This is a genomic window from Microbacterium enclense (genome assembly GCA_038182865.1).
In the GTDB taxonomy this organism is placed as follows: domain Bacteria; phylum Actinomycetota; class Actinomycetes; order Actinomycetales; family Microbacteriaceae; genus Microbacterium; species Microbacterium enclense_B.
On sequence record CP116226.1, the window covers coordinates 3,834,034 to 3,852,675 of the forward strand.

An 18,642-nucleotide genomic window follows, 5' to 3' on the forward strand; every position below is an offset into this window, starting at 1 on the left:
CTGCGCCGAGGCCTCAACGCAAGAAACGACGCGCAGCGAGGGTGACGTTTTCATCCTACTGACGAGTAACGCCGGACCCCCGGGGTTGCTTCCCCATGTGACCGAACTCGGGTCACCCGGGCGCGTCGAGGCGCGAGCGGATCGGATGCCGGAGGCGTGGCATCCGGAGAGACTCAGCCCTCGATGCCCACCGGCACGGCGGCCTCGGTACCGGGGATGCCCTCGACTTCCGCCTTCTTGTCGGCCATGGCCAGGAGGCGACGGATGCGGCCCGCGACGGCGTCCTTCGTCAGGGGCGGGTCGGCGTGGTGGCCGAGCTCATCCAGGCTCGCGTCGCGGTGGGCGAGACGGAGTTCGCCGGCTTGCTGCAGGTGCTCGGGCACCTCGTCCCCGAGGATCTCCAAGGCCCGCTCGACGCGGGCGCACGCGGCGACGGCAGCCTGTGCGGAGCGGCGGAGGTTGGCGTCGTCGAAGTTGACGAGACGGTTCACGCCCGCGCGCACCTCACGGCGCTGGCGCATCTGGTCCCACTCCCCCGCCGTACGGCGCGCACCCATCTCGTAGAGGGCGCCACGGATGGCTTCCCCGTCGCGCACGACGACGCGCGGAACGCCCCGCACCTCTCGCGCCTTCGCCGGGATGCCGATGCGATGCCCGGCGCCGACGAGGGCCATGGCGGCCTCGGACGACGGGCACGAGATCTCCAACGCGGCCGAGCGTCCCGGGTCGCTGAGCGACCCGCTGGCGAGGAAGGCGCCGCGCCAGATCGCGCTGAGGTCGGGACGGGATCCCGTGGTCAGTTTGTTGGGGAGGCCGCGGACGGGGCGACGGCGCTGGTCGAGGAGACCCGTCTGTCGCGCCAGGGTCTCGCCCGCTTCGATGACGCGAACCGCGTAGTAGCCGCCCGTGCGGCCGCCGGAGCCCTGCACGTGGTGCAGTTCCGGGCGCACCCCGTAGAGCTCGACGAGGTCGCGGGCCACGCGACGTGCCAGCACGTCCGAGTCGAGCTCGGCCTCGACGGCGACGCGGTTGGCGATCGAGTGCAATCCGCCGGAGAAGCGCAGGATGGCCGTGAGCTCGGCGACGCGCGCGGTGGGGCGCGGGTCACGGACGGTGATGAGCTCGGCCTTCACGTCGGCGGTCAGCGGCACGGTACTCCTCGGTTCGGGGGGGGGTGGGGGCGGGGACGAGGGTACAGCCTACTCGCGGCCGAGGTCGCGGTGAGCCACGCGAACGGCCACCCCCGGGATCCCCTCCAAACGCTCAGCCAGCTCGCGCGACATGACGACGGAGCGGTGCTTGCCCCCCGTGCATCCGATGGCGACGACCGAGTGACGCTTGTTCTCGCGCTGATAGCCCTCGAGCACGGGGCGCAGGGCGGCCGCGTACGCATCCAGGAACTCCGCCGCGCCTTCCTGGCCCAGAACGTACTCCCGCACGGCGGGATCCTCGCCGGTCAGGGGGCGCAGATCCTCGCTCCAGAACGGGTTCGGCAGGAATCGCATGTCGGCCACGAGGTCGACGTCGGGGGGAAGCCCGTACTTGAACCCGAAGCTCATCAGCGTCACCGTGTGCCGTGCCGCCCCCTGCTCTCCGAAGAGCTGGACCGCACGCAGAGAAAGCTGGTGCACGTTGAACATCGACGTGTCGATGACGATGTCGGCCGCCTCGCGCACGGGCGCCAAGCGCTCGCGTTCTCGACGGATGCCGTCGAGGATGGTCCCGTCGCCCTGCAGCGGGTGCGGTCGACGAACGGCCTCGAACCGACGGACGAGGACGGCGTCGGAGGCGTCCAGGAAAACGACGCGCACCTGTCGGCCGGCCTGCAGCGACCGCATGGCCTCGGGGAGATCGCTGAAGAGGGTGCGGCCGCGCACATCGACGACGACCGCCACCCGCGGGACCGCCCCGCCGGCGAGATCGGCGAGCTCGAGCAGCGGACGCAGCATCAGTGGCGGCAGGTTGTCGACCACGTACCAGTCGAGGTCTTCCAGGGCGTTCGCCACGGTCGAGCGACCGGCGCCCGACATGCCCGTGACGATCAGCACGTCGCCTGGTTCGTCTCGGCCCGGTTCCATGGCGGTCGCCTCCCGTCGTCGCGTCCAGCCTACCGAGACAGATGCGTGTGGATCGCCTCGGCCAGGGCCGGACCGATACCGGGGAGCTCGGTGATCTCGTCGGGCGTCGCCTGCTTCAAGGCCGAGACCGACCCGAAGTGACGCAGCAGAGCCTTGATGCGTGTATCGCCGAGCCCCGGCACCTCGGTCAGCACGCTCGTGATGTCGCGCTTGCGGCGCTTGCGCTGGTGCACGATCGCGAAGCGGTGCGCCTCGTCACGGAGGCGCTGCAGGAGGTACAGCGCCTCGGACGTGCGGGGGAGGATCACCGGGTACTCCTCCCCCGGCAGCCACACCTCTTCGAGGCGTTTCGCGATGCCGCACAGCGCGATCTCCTCGTGTCCGGCATCCGCCAGAGCCCGCGCGGCAGCCGCGACCTGCGGTTGCCCGCCGTCGACGACGAGGAGTTGAGGGCGGTACGCGAACCGCGGACGCTTCCGCGCCGTGACGACCTCCCCCTCCGCCGTGGCCTCCGCCGAGTCGGGGGCGGCCACGATCGCTCCACCGATGGTCTCGGGCTCGTCGTCATCCGGACGATCGAGGTAGGCCAATCGACGTGTGAGCACCTGATACATCGAGTCGGTGTCATCGGTCGTCTCGGCCACTCCGAACGAGCGGTACTGGTCCTTGCGTGGCAGTCCGTCCTCGAACACGACCATGGATGCCACGACGTTCGTGCCCGAGAGGTGCGAGACGTCGAAGCACTCGATGCGCAGGGGCGCCTCGGTCAGCCCGAGCGCCTCCTGCAGGTCGGTGAGGGCCTGCGACCGTGCGACGTAGTCGCTGGTGCGACGCGTCTTGTGCAGCATCAGCGCCTGCTGGGCGTTCAATGTCGCGGTCTTGAGGAGGTCGGCTTTTCGCCCGCGCTGGGCGACCTGCAGCGTGACCGGACGGCCGCGCCGCTCGCGCAGCCAGGCCTCGAGCTGATCAGCGTCGTCGGGCAGCTCGGGCACCAGCACCTGACGCGGGATGTCAGCGGCATCCGCGTCTCCGTAGGTGCGTTGCAGGACCTGGTCGACGAGGTCGGCACCGGAGATGTCGATCTCCTTCTCGATCGTCGTGGCCCGCACCCCGCGGACACGACCGCCTCGCACGACGAAGTGCTGCACGGTGGCGGCGAGTTCGTCTTCCGCGATGCCGAAGAGGTCGGCATCCGTGTCGGAGGCGAGCACGAGCGCGCTCTTACCGAGCACCGCGTCGATGGCCTGCAGACGGTCGCGATAGAGCGCCGCCGACTCGTAGTCCATCGCCGCCGATGCTTCCTTCATCCGCGCGGTCAGCTGCTTCGTGAAGCGCTGGTCGCCGCCGGACATGAACGCGATGAAGTCGTTCACGATCGCGCGGTGTTCCTCGATCGTGACCTTCATCGAACAGGGACCGCCGCAGCGACCGATCTGGCCGGGGAAGCAGGGCCTCCCCGACTGCATGGCCTTCTTGTACGACGAGTCGCTGCAGGTGCGGATCGGGAAGACCTTGATCATGAGGTCGATGGTGTCGTGCACCGCCCACACCTTCGGGTACGGCCCGAAGTACTTCGCCCCGCGGATCTTGTGGTTGCGGGTGACGATGACGCGCGGCGCCTCATCGGCGAGGGTGATCGCCATGTAGGGGTAGGACTTGTCGTCCTTGTAGCGGACATTGAACGGCGGATCGAATTCTTTGATCCACATGTACTCGAGCTGGAGCGAGTCGATGTCGCTGGGTACGACCGTCCATTCCACACTCGCCGCCGTCGTGACCATTCGACGGGTGCGTTCGTGGAGGGAGTGCAGCGGGGCGAAGTAGTTGGACAGTCGGGCCCGCAGGTTCTTCGCCTTGCCGACGTAGAGCACCCGGCCTTCGGCGTCGCGGAACCGATAGACCCCCGGGTTCGTGGGGATCTCGCCGGCTTTCGGACGGTAGGGAAGGTGCGACACCCGTTCTCGGGATGCCATGGCTCAGACCCCCTGGCCGGCCAGCTCCGGCTCTCGGGCGGTCTCGAGCTCGGCCGTGTTGCGCTGGGTACCCGTCCGGCCGGTCTCGAGCAGCTCGGCGAGGAACGCACCGGTGTGGCTCGCTTCGACCTTCGCGACCTGTTCCGGCGTCCCGGTCGCCACGATCGTGCCGCCGCCCGATCCCCCCTCGGGGCCGAGGTCGATGACCCAGTCGCTGCTCTTGATCACGTCGAGGTTGTGCTCAATGACGATGACGGTGTTGCCCTTGTCGACGAGGCCGTTGAGCACCTTGAGCAGCAGCGACACGTCTTCGAAGTGCAGACCGGTGGTCGGCTCGTCGAGCACGTAGATCGATCGGCCGTTGCTGCGACGCTGGAGCTCTGTGGCCAACTTGACGCGCTGCGCCTCACCGCCCGAGAGCGTCGTGGCCGACTGCCCCAGGCGCACGTACCCCAGGCCGACGTCGACGAGCGTCTTGAGGTAGCGGTGGATCGCCTGGATGGGCTCGAAGAACTCCGCGGCCTCCGAGATCGGCATCTCTAGCACCTCGGCGATGTTCTTGCCCTTGTAGTGCACCGACAGGGTGTCGCGGTTGTAGCGCTTCCCGTGGCAGACCTCGCAGTCGACGTACACGTCGGGCAGGAAGTTCATCTCGATCTTGAGAGTGCCGTCGCCCGAGCACGCCTCGCAGCGGCCGCCCTTGACGTTGAAGCTGAAACGCCCGGCCTGGTAGCCGCGCACTTTGGCCTCGGGGGTTTCGGCGAAGAGGCTCCGGATGCGGTCGAAGACGCCGGTGTAGGTGGCCGGGTTCGACCGGGGCGTGCGTCCGATCGGCGCCTGGTCGACGTGCACGACCTTGTCGAGGTTGTCGAGTCCGGTCACGCGGGTGTGCTTGCCGGGAACGCGGCGCGCTCCGTTGAGCTTGGAGGCGAGGACTTCGTACAGGATGCCGTTCACGAGCGTCGACTTGCCCGAACCGCTGACGCCGGTCACCGACGTCAGCACGCCGAGCGGGAAGTCGACGGTGACGTTCTGGAGGTTGTTCTCGCGCGCTCCGACGACGGTGACCTGCCGCTTCTTGTCGATCTTGCGGCGCTTCTTCGGCGCCTCGATGGCGCGACGGCCCGACAGATACGCACCCGTGAGGGACCGCTCGTCTTCCAGCAGTTCGGCGAGGGGGCCGGAGTGCACGACGTTGCCGCCGTCGACGCCCGCGCGAGGTCCGATGTCGACGACCCAGTCGGCGGCGTGGATGGTCTCTTCGTCGTGCTCGACGACGATCAGCGTGTTGCCGAGATCCCGCAACGTCTCGAGCGTCTGGATGAGCCGGCGGTTGTCGCGCTGGTGCAGACCGATCGAGGGCTCGTCGAGCACGTACAGCACGCCGGTCAGGCCCGAGCCGATCTGGGTGGCGAGACGGATGCGCTGCGCCTCTCCTCCCGAGAGCGTCCCGGCCGCGCGGCCGAGGCTGAGGTAGTTCAGCCCCACCTGCAGGAGGAAGTCGAGGCGCGCGCGGATCTCGCGGAGCACCGCCGCCGCGATCGTCGCCTCACGGTCGGTGAGGGTCAGCTTCGAGAAGAACTCGCGCGCGTCGGCGAGGCTCATCCGCGAGGCCGCAGCGATCGACGTGTCGTCGACGAGCACCGCGAGCACCTCCGGCTTGAGGCGGTCGCCGTCGCAGACGGCGCACGGCACCTCGCGCAGGTACTCCGACCACCGCTGACGCTGGGCGTCGGACTCGGCCTGCAGGTACTGGCGCTCGATGTACGGCACCACGCCCTCGAAGCCCGAGGAGTACCGCATCTCGCGGCCGTATCGGTTCTTCCATTTGACCGTGACCTTGTAGTTCTCTCCGCGCAGCACGGCCTGCTGTACGTCGTGCGACAGCTCTTTCCACGGGGTGTCCAGGGAGAACTTCAGATCGCGGGCGAGACCCTCGAGAAGACGTTCGTAGTACTGGAAGAGGCCCTTGCCCTGCGTGGTCCACGGCAGGATCGCGCCGTCGCGGATCGAAAGCTCCTCGTCGCCGAGCATGAGGTCGACGTCGACCGACATGCGCGTGCCGAGGCCGGAGCAGACGGGGCAGGCGCCGAAGGGTGCATTGAACGAGAAGGTGCGGGGCTCGATCTCGGTCAGCTGCAGGGGGTGGCCGTTGGGACAGGCCAGCTTCTCGGAGAACGACTGCCACGCGTCGTCGCCCTCTTCATCGACGAAGTTGACCTGCATGATGCCGCCAGCCAAGCCCATGGCCGTTTCGACCGAGTCGGTGACACGGCTGAGGTTGTCTCCGGATGCCACGAGCCGGTCGACCACCACGGCGATGTCGTGCTTGTAGCTCTTCTTCAACGTCGGCGGCTCGGAGAGTTGGATGAGCTCGCCGTCGACGACGGCACGTGCGTAGCCCTTGGCGCTCAGCTCTTTGAAGAGGTCGACGAACTCGCCCTTCTTCTGCGAGACCACGGGGGCGACGATCTGGTAGCGCGTGCGCTCGGGCAGCTCCATGAGCTGGTCGGCGATCTGCTGCACCGTCTGACGTTGAATGCGCGCACCGCACTCGGGGCAGTGGGGCACACCGATGCGCGCCCACAGCAGACGCATGTAGTCGTGGATCTCGGTGATCGTGCCGACCGTCGAACGCGGGTTGCGGTTGGTCGACTTCTGGTCGATCGAGACCGCGGGGCTGAGCCCCTCGATGAAGTCGACGTCGGGGCGATCGACCTGGCCGAGGAACTGCCGCGCGTAGGCGCTGAGCGACTCGACGTAGCGACGCTGCCCCTCAGCGAAGATCGTGTCGAAGGCGAGGCTCGACTTGCCCGAGCCCGACAGCCCCGTGAAGACGACGAGCGCGTCGCGCGGGATGTCGAGGTCGACATCCTTCAGATTGTGGACACGAGCGCCACGGACACTGAGCTTTCCGCTGGAGCCGGAAGGGGCCGAAGAAGGGGCGGGAGTGACGGGAACGATGGGCACCTGTTAAGTCTAGGTGGGGCCTCCGACATCGGTCCCGGGTTCGCCTCCGGCGCACGGATGTGCACAGGGCCGCCGCACTCAGCCCCGGTCGCGAGGGGTCGCGGCGAACGGAGCGAGACCGTCTCGCAGCGCGACGAGAGCGGACTCGTCGATGCCGACACGCTCCATGATCTTCCCCGGCACCTCGAGCGCCGCGGCCCGCAAGGCGGCCCCCTCGTCGGTCAGCGCGATGTCGAGCACCCGCTCATCGTCGGCGCGGCGCGTACGGACGACCCGCCCCTGCGCCTCGAGACGCTTCACGAGCGGGGAGAGAGTTGCCGGCTCCATCGCGAGCTCCGTCGCGAGGGCACCCAGGGACCGCGGGGCGTCTTCCCACAGGGCGAGCATGACGAGGTACTGCGGATGCGTCAGACCGAGCGGTTCGAGCACCGGCCGATAGATCGAGACGACATTGCGGGCGGCGGTGACCAGGGCGAAGCAGACCTGGTTCTCCAGCTTCAACTGATCGTCCACGCACTCCTCCTCAAATCGTTAGTACACTAATAATCATGACACGAAAGGATCCCGACCGCCCGCCGCTGCGCGACCGCGTTCGCGAAGCCGGCGGCTGGTACCAGTACCTCAACACGCGCTTGATCCGGGTGGCGGGACCGGCCTCTGTCGGACCGTACGAGACCGAGCCGGAGCCCGTGCGCACCGGGCGCCCCTGTCCGCTGTGCGGTCACCCGATGACCGAGCACACGGTCGACCGGAGCGGACCCAAACCCCTGTTGCACTGCCCCTGACGAACTCCGTGCGCGGCGGAGCGGAGCCGACGCTGGTCAGCCCAGGTGCGGCCGCCCGTCGGCGTCGAGAGGCCATCCGGGGTTGACCGCGATCTCCCAGGGGTGACCGTCCGGGTCGACGAAGACACCGGAATAGCCGCCCCACGGAGTGGCAGCTCCCGCGCGGGCGAGACGAGCACCGACGGCCGCGGTCCGCTCGAGGAGCGCGTCCACCTCGCGCGGCTCGGTGACATTGTGCGCGAGCGTGACCCCACCCCACCCCCCGCTGTCCGTGACGCCGGAGTCGTCGGCGAGCTTGGCACGGTCCCATAGGGCGACGACCATCCCGCCGGTGTCGAAGAAGGCCACCTCCCCCTCGACGGAGGCGGGGTGGGCCTCCCATCCGAGCGCACCGTAGAACGAGATCGCCCGATCGAGGTCATCGACACCGAGCGTGATGAGGGTGACGCGCTGCTCCATGATTTCTCCCGCGGTTCAGGCGTGCCCGGCCCGCTCCATCGCTCGCAGCTCCTTCTTCAGATCTTGGACCTCGTCGCGGAGCCGCCCGGCGAGTTCGAACTTCAGCTCACCGGCCGCCGCCAGCATCTGCTGGGTCAGGTCCGCGATCGTCGACTCGAGCTGGTCGGCCCCCTCCGCGGCGATGCCGGTGCGGCGCAGCTGAGGCGTCGGCGACTTGCCCTTGCCCGCCTTGTCCGTGCGCGCCAGAAGCTTCTTGGTGTCGGTCGCCTCGCGGTTCAAGACCTCGGTGATGTCTGCGATCTTCTTCCGCAGGGGCTGGGGATCGATGCCGTTCTCCGTGTTGTACGCGATCTGCTTCTCCCGGCGACGTTCGGTCTCGTCGATCGCGTTGCGCATGGAGTCCGTGATCTTGTCGGCGTACATGTGCACCTCGCCCGAGACGTTGCGCGCCGCGCGACCGATCGTCTGGATGAGCGAGGTCCCGCTGCGCAGGAAGCCCTCCTTGTCGGCATCCAGGATCGCCACGAGAGAGACCTCGGGGAGGTCGAGGCCCTCACGCAGAAGGTTGATGCCGACGAGCACGTCGTAGACGCCCGCCCTCAGCTCGGTGAGCAACTCGACGCGACGCAGCGTGTCGACGTCGGAATGCAAATAGCGCACCCGCACGCCGTGCTCGCCGAGGAAGTCCGTCAACTCTTCCGCCATCTTCTTCGTCAACGTCGTCACGAGGACCCGCTCGTCACGCTCGACGCGCACACGGATCTCTTCCAGCAGATCGTCGATCTGCCCCTTCGAGGGCTTCACGATGATCTCCGGGTCGACGAGTCCCGTGGGACGGATGATCTGCTCGACGACGCCGTCGGCGATGCCCATCTCGTAACGCCCCGGCGTGGCGGAGAGATAGACGGTCTGCCCGACGCGCTCCTTGAACTCGTCCCACCGCAGAGGGCGGTTGTCCATGGCGCTCGGCAGACGGAAGCCGTGGTCGACGAGCGTGCGCTTTCGTGACGCGTCACCTTCATACATCGCGCCGATCTGGGGCACTGTGACGTGAGACTCGTCGATGACGAGGAGGAAGTCATCGGGGAAGAAGTCGAGGAGGGTGTGCGGCGGCTCGCCGGCCACCCGGCCGTCCATATGGCGAGAGTAGTTCTCGATACCGGAGCAGAACCCCAGCTGCTGCAGCATCTCGAGGTCGAAGGTCGTGCGCATGCGCAGACGCTGAGCCTCGAGCAGCTTGCCCTGCGACTCGAACTCCTTCAGCCGCTCGGCCAGTTCGTGCTCGATGGTGCCGATCGCGCGTTGGACCGTCTCGGTCCCGGCGACGTAATGCGAAGCGGGGAAGATCGGGACCGAGTCCATCTTCTCGATGACGTCGCCCGTGAGCGGGTGCAACGTGTAGAGCGCCTCGATCTCGTCGCCGAACATCTCGATGCGGATCGCGTACTCCTCGTACACCGGGATGATCTCGATCGTGTCGCCCCGCACGCGGAAGTTGCCGCGCGAGAAGTCGACGTCGTTGCGGTTGTACTGCATCGAGATGAACTTGCGGATCAGCGCGTCGCGGTCGTACCGCTCCCCCACCTGCAGCGCCACCATCGCGCGCAGGTACTCCTCCGGGGCGCCCAGGCCGTAGATGCAGGACACGGTCGAGACGACGACGACGTCGCGACGCGACAACAACGAGTTCGTCGTGGAGTGGCGAAGACGCTCGACCTCGGCGTTGATCGAGGAGTCCTTCTCGATGAACGTATCGGTCTGCGGGACGTAGGCCTCGGGCTGGTAGTAGTCGTAGTACGAGACGAAGTACTCCACAGCATTGTTCGGCATGAGTTCGCGGAACTCGTTCGCCAGCTGCGCCGCCAGAGTCTTGTTGTGCGCCAGCACCAGCGTCGGACGCTGGACCTGTTCGACGAGCCAGGCCGTGGTCGCCGACTTGCCGGTACCGGTGGCACCCAGCAGCACGACGTCGGTCTCGCCCGCGTTGATGCGCGCGGCGAGGTCGGCGATGGCCTGCGGCTGGTCACCGGACGGGCTGTACTCGCTGATGACCTCGAAGGGACGAACGGATCGCGTGGCCTGCATGATTCCAGCGTAGGCGGGGCCTCCGACATCGGGGTCGGGTTGCGTTCGCTCAGCACGAACGGGGTCAGCGGTCGCGTGCGATCCGCCCCCAGAGCTCGTCGACCTGACGCCGCGTCTCCTCCATGTCGCCGGTGGTGTCGATGACCACGTCAGCCAGCCGCAGCCTCTCCTCGTCGGAGGCCTGCGACCCGATCCGCGCGCGCGCCTCGTCTTCGCTCGACCCGCGATTCTCCACCAGACGGCGCGCCCGTACGTCAGCGGGGGCGTGGGCGACGACGACCAGGTCCCACTGATCCCCGCCGCACGCCTCGGCGAGCAGGGGGACGTCATAGACGACGACGGCATCCGGGTCGGCGAGACGAGCCTCGTGGAAACGTCGCTCCGACTCCGCGCGCACGGCGGGATGGACCAGAGAGTTCAGCACCGCCAGCCGATCCGGGTGACCGAAGACGCGGGAGCCGAGAGCGGCCCGATCCAGCGCGCCGTCGTCCGTGATCACCTCGGGTCCGAACTCCCGCGCGATGGCGTCGAGGACCGGCGACCCCGGCGACTGCACGTCGCGCACGATCGCGTCGGCATCGACGATGACGGCGCCGCGATCGCGCAGCAGGGCCGCGATCGTCGATTTGCCCGACGCGATGCCGCCGGTGAGAGCGAGAAGAGGCACCAGACGAGGATGCCACAGACCGGCCTTCCCGACCGGTGGTCTAGCATTTGAGTGAGCCGTGCTCTGGCTTTCTCGACCCACGCACGGAAGTCCGATCATGCCGAACCCGAATGTCGCTGTCGTCGTCGAAGACGATGCCGACATCCGCTCTCTGATCGTCGCCATCCTCGAGCAAGCCGGTTTCGACGTGCACCCGGCCTCGGGTGGGTTGGAAGGGATCAGCCTGGTCGATCGCCATGATCCGGGGGTCACGACGCTGGATGTCAGCATGCCGGGTATCGACGGGTTCGAGACGGCTCGCCGGATTCGCGCCTTCAGCGCGACGCGCATCCTCATGGTGAGCGCGCGCGCCGACGAGACCGAAGAAAGAGCGGGACGCGACGCCGGCGCCGACGACTACCTCACGAAGCCGTTCCGACCGCGCGAGCTCCGCGATCGCGTTCGCCTCCTGGTCACCGGCGAGGGCGCCGACGGCGCGTAGGCGTCGCGACCTACGCGAGCCCGAACGGCTGCTCACCCGTGAGCACGGCTTCCGCGGCCGCGGTGTCGGCCGTCTCGATGAGACGATCGGCGTCGAACCCGACGTCACCGGCGAGCGCGACCCCGGCGCCGACGACCGGCACCACCGAGGTGCCCGCGGCGGCGACGTCGTCCACCACGCGATCCCGAAGCGCACGGACCGTGCGGCGGACGTCGGTGACGGTCGTCGCCACGAAGGCCACCGTCACCCCGGTCGTGTCGGTCTCGCCGACAAGCGCCATCGTCGGCGCGTGACGGCGCGCCGCGGCGCGAAACGCCCGCAGGATGGCATCCGCTTCACCGGGGCCGAAGGCCATCGCGACTCGGCGGAGGTCGTCGATGCGGAGGCAGACCACGCACGGATCCTCCTCCGCCGCCCGGGCGCGGGAGAGCAGGATGCTCAGCGCACCACGGAACGATTCGCGCAACAGGATGCCATCGCGGTCGACCGTCAAGGTCCGCGTGACGGCATTGCTGCGCAACGCTGAGTCGCTCGACCTCAGCGACGAGGTGACGACGACCGCTGCCACCACGAGGACGATGGTCAGCACCGACGCGACGCGTGTGTCGAACGCGGTGCGGAAGAGGTCACTGTCCGGCCCGAGGACCACGAAGACGCCGGTACGCACGACGAACCACAGGGCCTCGATCGATAGGACGACGGTAAGTCCGACGGCACTCCAGCGACCGCGCACGACGCCGCGGCGGGTCTCGATCGCCCCCAGCACGGCGAACAACGCGTTCCCGAGGAAGAACGGCACAGCGCCCGCCCACGGCCCCCCGTCGGGCCCCTCGGCAGCGGCCGCCACCATGACGGTCACGACAGCCGCCGCCCCGACGATCAGAGGCACGCGCAGCGACCGGCCGTTGAAGGCGACACATCCCAGCCAGATGAAACCCGTCGCGGCTACGAACGCACCATTGCCGATCGCGAGGGCGACGAAGGGATCCGGGATGAGCATCTCGACCAGATAGCACAGAGCCGAAAGGCACCCGCTGATGTAGGCCGCCGACCAGTACCGTCCCGCAGGACCGTCCTTCAGCATGAGCGTATCGAGCACATACATCAGAGCAGACACGAGGATCACCAGGAGGGCGGCGACCTGCAGGCTCACCGAGTCGAGGATCACGAGGTCGTACCGGCGTCTCGTGGTAGACGTACCGTGAAGGTCGCTCCCTCGCCGGGCGCCGAACGCACCGTGATCTCGCCGCCGTGGGCGCGGACGATGTCATGACTGATCGCGAGTCCCAAACCGCTCCCGTGGGTCGAGGAGTTGCGCACCGCGTCCCCGCGGAAGAACCGCTCGAACAGGCGGATCTGCTCCGTGCGCGAGATTCCGGGGCCGTCATCCGAGACGGACAGGAAAACGGATGCTTCGTCTGCGCTCGTCTCGACCGACACGGTCCCTCCACGCACGTTGTACTTGATCGCGTTGGAGAGGAGGTTGTCGATGACCTGGCGAAGACGGCGGGGGTCCACGACAGCCGTAGCGGTGCGCACCCCGGTGTCGTCGATACGGATGCCGTAGTCCGCCGCGCGCGGCGCCTGTGACTCGATCGACAGGCGAGCGATCGTCGCGACGTCGGTCTCTGCCGGAACGAGGTCGAATTCCGCGCCGTGTCGCGATGATGCCGACATCGCCAGGATGTCCGAAACGAGTTCGCGCAACCGTGTCGCGTTGCGCGCCGCGACCTCGAGTCGCTCGCGGGTGGCCGCCTCGATCCCGGGATCGTCGAGGGCGAGGTCCAGGTATCCGATGATCGAGGTGAGGGGCGTGCGGAGTTCGTGCGACACGCTCGCCACGAGGTCGTCGCGGGCACGGAGCGCCTGCTCCTCGGCCGTCACATCGCGTGAGACGACGATGCTGCCGGGGTTCGAATCGGTCGTCGAGGGTAGCCGGCGCGCGGTCACGCTCAGCGCACGGCGGTCCTGTCCCGGCGCGCCGAACCACACCAGCTCGCTCTCGAAGACCTCGCCCGCTCGAGCACGGAACAGTGGAGTCGCATCGGCCGGCACCGGGGTCACCCCGTCCGCCGCGTACGCGGCGATCGGGGCGCCGAACACATCCGCCGTCGCCTGAAGGCGCGCGTGGGCCTCGTTCGTCAGAGCGAGATCTCCCTCGGGGGTGACCCGGATGACGCCGAAGTCGACGGCATCCAGGACCTCGGTCACGAGATCTTCTTGACGACGCGCGCGTTCCGCCGACCGCCGCAACTCGGCGGACTGCTTCTCCAGGAGAGCGCGCTGCGCGCGCGCTCGACGGGCCGTGGAGTTCGCGAGAGCAGACAGGGCCACGACGGTGAAGGGCAGGACCACCGTCGCTGCCGTGAGGCGCTGTTGGTCGTCGTGACTCAATTGGAAGACGACGACCGCCGAGACGCCGATGAAGACGGCGATCACTCCCCCGACCCCGAAGGTCGAGCCGATCCAGATCGCGGGGAACGCCCACAGCAACCCCACCCCGGCGAGCGGCGCGCTCTCGCGGAGGAGGGCGATGGCCACCACGTCGATGATGGGGACGATCCCCAGGGCCCACGCCGGCAACGACCTCCAGGGCGCGAGGATCGCGAGCACTGCGCCGGCGAAGATGATCGCGACGCTGAGGATGAACACCGTCGCCGACCGGATCTGCCCCAGGAGAGTGGTCGAGATCACGAGCAGCAGCGTCGCCGCGAGGAGGAGCGCCTGGTTCGAGAGGATGCTGCGATGGACCCCCAGCCGCTCGGTCAATAACGTGCCCGGCATGGCCCTGACCATAGCGCGCGCATAGCCCGAGCGCTCGCCTCGTTCCGGCGCGGCGGCGCGGATACCCCGCATGCCTCCCGGCCGCCGCTCTCTCACTGGCGTGCGATCGCCTCGCTCGTCCAGCGCGCGAACTGCTGCCAGGGGTCGTCGACACCCGCCCGCAGCGACCCGACGTGCGTGGCGAGGTCTTCACTCAGCCGGAACCACTCCGTCCGGCCGAACCTGTCACGCGCGAACTGCTCGTGGCGCCGGTGTTCGACCACGCGGTCCCCGCGCTCGAAGGCGAGCACCTGGTCATGCCACAACACACGGAGGCGATGCCGCGGGTGCGCGGTCGTACCGATCTTGACGCGGTCTTCATACCGCAGGTAGTAGACGATGTCGACACGAGGTGGCGAAAGCTCCCCGTCGACAGGGTCGCCCGCTCGCCATTCGCAGATCGCGCAGAGCCACCCGCTGGGCCACCGCACCCCCAGTCGCGACCCGCACAAGGCGCAGGGCGACGGCAGCACATCGGTCACCCCGTCCTGGGCTCCCGCCCACTCCGCCGCGACCGCGAGATGCCAGTTGCACAGAGCGATCGGCGCATCGGGCTCTGCGGGTGAGGCGCACCCGGAGGCGACGCACGCGATGACGGATGCCATTCCCGTACCGTATGCGCCACCTCCGACATCGACGCTCACTCCGCCGTCGGGGCATCCTCCATCACCAGGAACAGTCCCGCGTAGGGACCGAGTTCGAGGGCGAAGCTCTGCAGTTCATCGACGCGTCCTACGACGTCACCCGTCGCGGCATCCACGGCCGTGCTCTGCGGCACGAGCCACTCCGAGCGCACGGTCCCTTCGATCGTCTCGCCGGAGAAGTTCAGCACCGTCAGCTGAAGCGGTGCGTCCTCGCGGCGACGATCACCGCCGTCGAGACGGTGGACCATCACGAGCATGCTCGGATGCCCCACCTGGGGGATGTCGACCTGAGACGCCACGGCGATCGCGTTGTCCGTGCGAATCTCCAGGACGTCCCGGAGACCCGAGAGGAACGAGGATGGGTCCTGTTGCTGAGCCGTGAGCGAGCCGTAGAGCGATCGTGCGCGCGGCATCCCCGACGCCGATCCGTTCGCGTCCGGTGCCACGTCGAGGAGGTCGTGTGCGCCGCGCTCGACCCACCGAGTGTCTCCCGAGGCGATGAGATGGCGCACCTCGTCGACTGGCAGGGTCAGCGAGCCGGTGAGGTCCCATCCCGACAGGGCGAACACGCCCGGCTGCCACGAGTTGTATTTGGCGAGCAGCAGATGGGCATCGCGAATGGCCGAGACGTCGTCCTTCGTGATCTCGTCGAGCGTCGCCTTCCCTTGCGTCGCCGCGATGAGCGAAGCCGAGGTGCACGCGATGCCGTTCTGCGTGAACACGAGGTTGTAGTCGGCGGCCACTGTCAGCTTCTCCGTGAGTTCCGCGCGCACCGTCTCGGCGATCTCGGCGCCGGTGGCCTCACCATGGCGGAAGGGATACACGGTGTCGTGATGCGTCGTCGCCCAGTGCACCAGCTCGTAGGTGAGCTCGTCGTGGTTCTGCAACCCGTGGACGAGCTGCGCCGGCTCCACGCCGATCTCGAGCGAGGTCGTCAGCGCGAGACGGAGGAACTCGGTGTTCGCCGTGGCGAGGGCATGGTGATACCCCGGGCGTGTGACGAAGTCGTACGACAGATCGGCTCCGACCGCCGCGGTGTCGCGGATGTCCTCGATCGTGAGGTTGAGTTCCTGGAAAGTGAAACCGCCCACCTTGCGGACCATTCCGGCGATGATGTGGTTGGCCGCGTGCGAGAGCGGGTGGCCTTCCGACCAGGCCGGCAGGCCTTCGGCGCTCTTCTCCACACCGAGGAATCCGTTGGCGTCGAGCCGAAGAGCGCTGGTGCCGAGATCGCCGAGCGAGTGCAAGGCGTCACCGATCACCAGCCGCATTCCCGCGAAGGTCGGGTCGAGCCAGTTGATGGACGGCTGCCCCTCCTTGAAGTAGTGCAGGTAGACCCAGCGGCGCTCCATGCCGTCTGTTCCGAGCACCGGCGCCGTCGCGCTCCAGTTGGTCTCCTTCACCCCTGGGGTGTAGAAGATCACGCGCTGCAGTTCACCGATGATGTACCCCCGGGCGCTGAGTTCGCGCTCGGTTTCCGCGTCGAGATTGACGGAGTCACGCCCTGCGGGAACCTCCGGCAACAACCCCCAGTCCTCGCGAGGGATCTCGACCATGTGGTAGATGCCCGGATAGTCCTTGTAGGCCATCTCCGCGAGCCGGAAATCGGCGCCCTTGCCCGTGTGACCGGGCACGATGTCGTCGATGACGCTGCCCCCGTGCGCTTCCGCGACGTCCGCCACGCGACGAAAGGCGTTCTCGTCACCGAAGTCGGGGTCGATCTGGGTACTGATGCGGTCGAAGTGACCGTCGACGCTCGGAGTCTCCTGCCAGCCCGTGATGCCGCCCGCCCGCTTCACCGGTCCCGTGTGGATGCCATTGATGCCGACCCACTCGAACGCCTCCCACAGCGTCTCATCGCCGAGCGCGTCGAGGAACGACTCACCCGGTCGAGTGATCAGGGAGATCGGATACGCGGTGAACCACACGTCCGTGGACTCGATCGCCCGGCGCGCGTCCGGACGAGCGTACGGGTTGCGCCACATCGAGGGCTGACCCGACAACTGTCGACTCAACACATCGGCGTCTTTCAGCATCGATTGGCGCACGAGCCACTCCACGTACGACGGGTTGCCGCCGTTCGCGTTTCGCGGATCGGTCAGGAAGCGCCGGAGCGTCCCGCCACGGAACTGATCTCGCGGCCGAAGGCGCCGCGGGCGGGCCGGATACCGCTGCTCGTCGTAACTGATCTCCGCTGCGGCCTCGACCGCGCCATCGGCCTCGTCCGGCTGCACCTCGACCGTTTCGTCATCCACCACGGTGCGCTCGTCGGCGTCGTCCACTCCCGACCTCCCTCACGTCTTCTCCGACGCTAGTCGGTCCCCACGACATCGGCCGTGGGCATTGACCTCGCGCAACGGCGTGTCCCTCCATCCGCGACTCACGACCGCGCCGTGCCGGCCGATCGCAAGGTCATCGCCGCGATCGTCGCAGCGCTTGCGCACATCAGCAGCACCGCTCCGAGGAACACACTCCACCCGCTCGAGGCGTACACAACACCCAGCGCCCACCCGAACACGCTCGACCCCGCGTAGTACCCCAGGTAGTACAGCGACGACGCCTGCGCGCGCGCCTCCGGATCCGCCACCACGGGTGTCCAACCGGACGCCACCGCATGCGCACCGAAGAACCCGGCCGTGAATGCGACGAGTCCGACGATCGCGGTCGCCACCGTCGGGATGAACATCAGGGCCGCACCGATCGCCATCACGCCGGTGCACGCCAGCAGGACGGGCAGCCGCCCGTGGCGTACGGCGAGAGCTCCCGCTCGCGGAGAAGAGAACGTGCCCGCCAGATACGCGAGAAACAGCAGGGTGACCACGACCGGCGTGAGGAAGAACGGAGACCCCGTCAGGTGGAAGCCCAGGTAGTTGTACACGGCGACGAATGCGCCCATGAGCAGAAATCCCTGGGCGTACAACGCCAGCTGCACAGGCGACCGAAGATTCTCGCCGAGCCGCCGACGCACCGAGGGTCCCTTCGCGAGTCGTTCACGACGAGGGACGAAACCCCGCGCTTTCGGGACCAGCGCCACGAAGACGATCGCAGCGACGACGCACAGAAGCACCACGGACGCCACGCCCCACCGCCACCCGGCGACTTCGGCGACCCACCCGGAAGCGATTCGGCCGGACAGACCCCCCACCGTCGTGCCCGCGATGTAGGAGCCGGCGGCAGCGGCGACGTGGCGTGGCGCGACCTCCTCACTGAGGTACGCCAGCGCTACGGCGGGCACTGCGCCGAGGGCCGCGCCCTCGAGCAGACGAACCGCGAGCAGCACGCTGATGTCCGGCGCGAGCGGTGCGACACCGCCGAGGAGAGTGGCCGCGAGCAGACCGACCGCCATCACCGGCACACGGCCGATGCGATCCGCGACGAGCGACCACGGGATGACCGCGATCGCGAGTCCGAGCGTCGACGCCGAGACCGTGAGTGCAGCACCCGCAGGCCCGGAGGCGGTGTCGGCAGCGATGGCCGGCAACACCGCCTGAGTGGCGTACAGCTGCGCGAACGTCGCAACACCGCCGAAGAACAGGCCGACGAGCAGTCGGCGGTACTCGCGACTCCCGGGCAGATGGCCGGAGAAGTCGCTCACGTCTTCGACCCTAGTTCGAGCCCGGAGACGACGAAAGCGTCGGAGCCCCTTCCTCGTAAGAAGGGGCTCCGACGCTGTGAGC

General features: G+C 68.2%; 15 protein-coding genes. 2 read left to right on the plus strand and 13 right to left on the minus strand.

All coding sequences use genetic code 11. The features are described from left to right. Window positions 1–173: 173 nt before the first annotated feature. The 5 genes from whiA to PIR02_18220 form a co-directional block, all read right to left on the minus strand. The gene (whiA, locus tag PIR02_18200; GenBank protein WZH36659.1) at window positions 174–1,151 is read right to left on the minus strand and encodes a DNA-binding protein WhiA; all 978 of its coding nucleotides are present in this window, start codon (window positions 1,149–1,151) and stop codon (window positions 174–176) included. Window positions 1,152–1,199: 48 nt separating this feature from the next. Next, window positions 1,200–2,078, minus strand: a complete 879-nt coding sequence (gene rapZ, locus PIR02_18205; protein ID WZH36660.1) for an RNase adapter RapZ — start codon at window positions 2,076–2,078, stop codon at window positions 1,200–1,202. A 29-nt stretch (window positions 2,079–2,107) separates the two neighbouring features. Then, complete coding sequence (gene uvrC, locus PIR02_18210; GenBank protein ID WZH36661.1) at window positions 2,108–4,051, minus strand: excinuclease ABC subunit UvrC; 1,944 nt, start codon at window positions 4,049–4,051, stop codon at window positions 2,108–2,110. Between the two features lie 3 nt (window positions 4,052–4,054). After that, on the minus strand, window positions 4,055–7,021 hold the full coding sequence (gene uvrA / locus PIR02_18215) for an excinuclease ABC subunit UvrA (protein ID WZH36662.1): 2,967 nt from the start codon (window positions 7,019–7,021) through the stop codon (window positions 4,055–4,057). Window positions 7,022–7,099: 78 nt separating this feature from the next. Continuing rightward, complete coding sequence (locus PIR02_18220; protein ID WZH36663.1) at window positions 7,100–7,534, minus strand: MarR family transcriptional regulator; 435 nt, start codon at window positions 7,532–7,534, stop codon at window positions 7,100–7,102. A gap of 35 nt (window positions 7,535–7,569) precedes the next feature. On the opposite strand from PIR02_18220, the gene PIR02_18225 reads away from it, so the two are divergent. Further along, the gene (locus tag PIR02_18225) at window positions 7,570–7,806 is read left to right on the plus strand and encodes a hypothetical protein (protein WZH36664.1); all 237 of its coding nucleotides are present in this window, start codon (window positions 7,570–7,572) and stop codon (window positions 7,804–7,806) included. A gap of 36 nt (window positions 7,807–7,842) precedes the next feature. Here PIR02_18225 and PIR02_18230 read toward each other — a convergent pair whose 3' ends face one another. The 3 genes from PIR02_18230 to coaE form a co-directional block, all read right to left on the minus strand. Beyond that, entirely contained in the window at window positions 7,843–8,265 is a 423-nt protein-coding gene (locus PIR02_18230; protein WZH36665.1) for a VOC family protein, read from the minus strand. A gap of 15 nt (window positions 8,266–8,280) precedes the next feature. Beyond that, entirely contained in the window at window positions 8,281–10,350 is a 2,070-nt protein-coding gene (gene uvrB / locus PIR02_18235) for an excinuclease ABC subunit UvrB (protein ID WZH36666.1), read from the minus strand. 64 nt (window positions 10,351–10,414) lie between these two features. Further along, window positions 10,415–11,017, minus strand: coding sequence for a dephospho-CoA kinase (coaE, locus tag PIR02_18240; GenBank protein WZH36667.1), 603 nt, complete (start codon window positions 11,015–11,017; stop codon window positions 10,415–10,417). A gap of 97 nt (window positions 11,018–11,114) precedes the next feature. On the opposite strand from coaE, the gene PIR02_18245 reads away from it, so the two are divergent. Beyond that, the gene (locus tag PIR02_18245) at window positions 11,115–11,498 is read left to right on the plus strand and encodes a response regulator (GenBank protein ID WZH36668.1); all 384 of its coding nucleotides are present in this window, start codon (window positions 11,115–11,117) and stop codon (window positions 11,496–11,498) included. A gap of 10 nt (window positions 11,499–11,508) precedes the next feature. Here the strand turns inward: PIR02_18245 and PIR02_18250 are convergent, their stop codons facing one another. The 5 genes from PIR02_18250 to PIR02_18270 all read right to left on the minus strand — a co-directional run bounded on the left by PIR02_18250 (window position 11,509) and on the right by PIR02_18270 (window position 18,560). Then, window positions 11,509–12,651 (minus strand): diguanylate cyclase, encoded by a 1,143-nt coding sequence (locus PIR02_18250; protein ID WZH36669.1) that lies wholly within the window; start codon window positions 12,649–12,651, stop codon window positions 11,509–11,511. An 11-nt stretch (window positions 12,652–12,662) separates the two neighbouring features. Next, window positions 12,663–14,282, minus strand: coding sequence for a HAMP domain-containing sensor histidine kinase (locus tag PIR02_18255; GenBank protein WZH36670.1), 1,620 nt, complete (start codon window positions 14,280–14,282; stop codon window positions 12,663–12,665). Between the two features lie 92 nt (window positions 14,283–14,374). Next, window positions 14,375–14,926 carry a GIY-YIG nuclease family protein gene (locus PIR02_18260; protein ID WZH36671.1) on the minus strand — a complete coding sequence of 184 codons (552 nt, stop codon included), beginning with the start codon at window positions 14,924–14,926 and terminating at the stop codon, window positions 14,375–14,377. A gap of 35 nt (window positions 14,927–14,961) precedes the next feature. Then, the gene (treS, locus tag PIR02_18265; protein ID WZH39043.1) at window positions 14,962–17,199 is read right to left on the minus strand and encodes a maltose alpha-D-glucosyltransferase; all 2,238 of its coding nucleotides are present in this window, start codon (window positions 17,197–17,199) and stop codon (window positions 14,962–14,964) included. 146 nt (window positions 17,200–17,345) lie between these two features. Continuing rightward, the gene (locus tag PIR02_18270) at window positions 17,346–18,560 is read right to left on the minus strand and encodes an MFS transporter (GenBank protein ID WZH36672.1); all 1,215 of its coding nucleotides are present in this window, start codon (window positions 18,558–18,560) and stop codon (window positions 17,346–17,348) included. Window positions 18,561–18,642 lie beyond the last annotated feature (82 nt).

Bases quoted from the DNA above. Each gene is read 5' to 3' on its own strand.
- rapZ (WZH36660.1), bottom strand. From the start codon at position 2,078: ATGGAACCGGGCCGAGACGAACCAGGCGACGTGCTGATCGTCACGGGC.
- uvrC (WZH36661.1), bottom strand. From the start codon at position 4,051: ATGGCATCCCGAGAACGGGTGTCGCACCTTCCCTACCGTCCGAAAGCC.
- PIR02_18225 (WZH36664.1), top strand. From the start codon at position 7,570: ATGACACGAAAGGATCCCGACCGCCCGCCGCTGCGCGACCGCGTTCGC.
- PIR02_18230 (WZH36665.1), bottom strand. From the start codon at position 8,265: ATGGAGCAGCGCGTCACCCTCATCACGCTCGGTGTCGATGACCTCGAT.
- uvrB (WZH36666.1), bottom strand. From the start codon at position 10,350: ATGCAGGCCACGCGATCCGTTCGTCCCTTCGAGGTCATCAGCGAGTAC.
- PIR02_18245 (WZH36668.1), top strand. From the start codon at position 11,115: ATGCCGAACCCGAATGTCGCTGTCGTCGTCGAAGACGATGCCGACATC.
- PIR02_18255 (WZH36670.1), bottom strand. From the start codon at position 14,282: ATGCCGGGCACGTTATTGACCGAGCGGCTGGGGGTCCATCGCAGCATC.
- PIR02_18260 (WZH36671.1), bottom strand. From the start codon at position 14,926: ATGGCATCCGTCATCGCGTGCGTCGCCTCCGGGTGCGCCTCACCCGCA.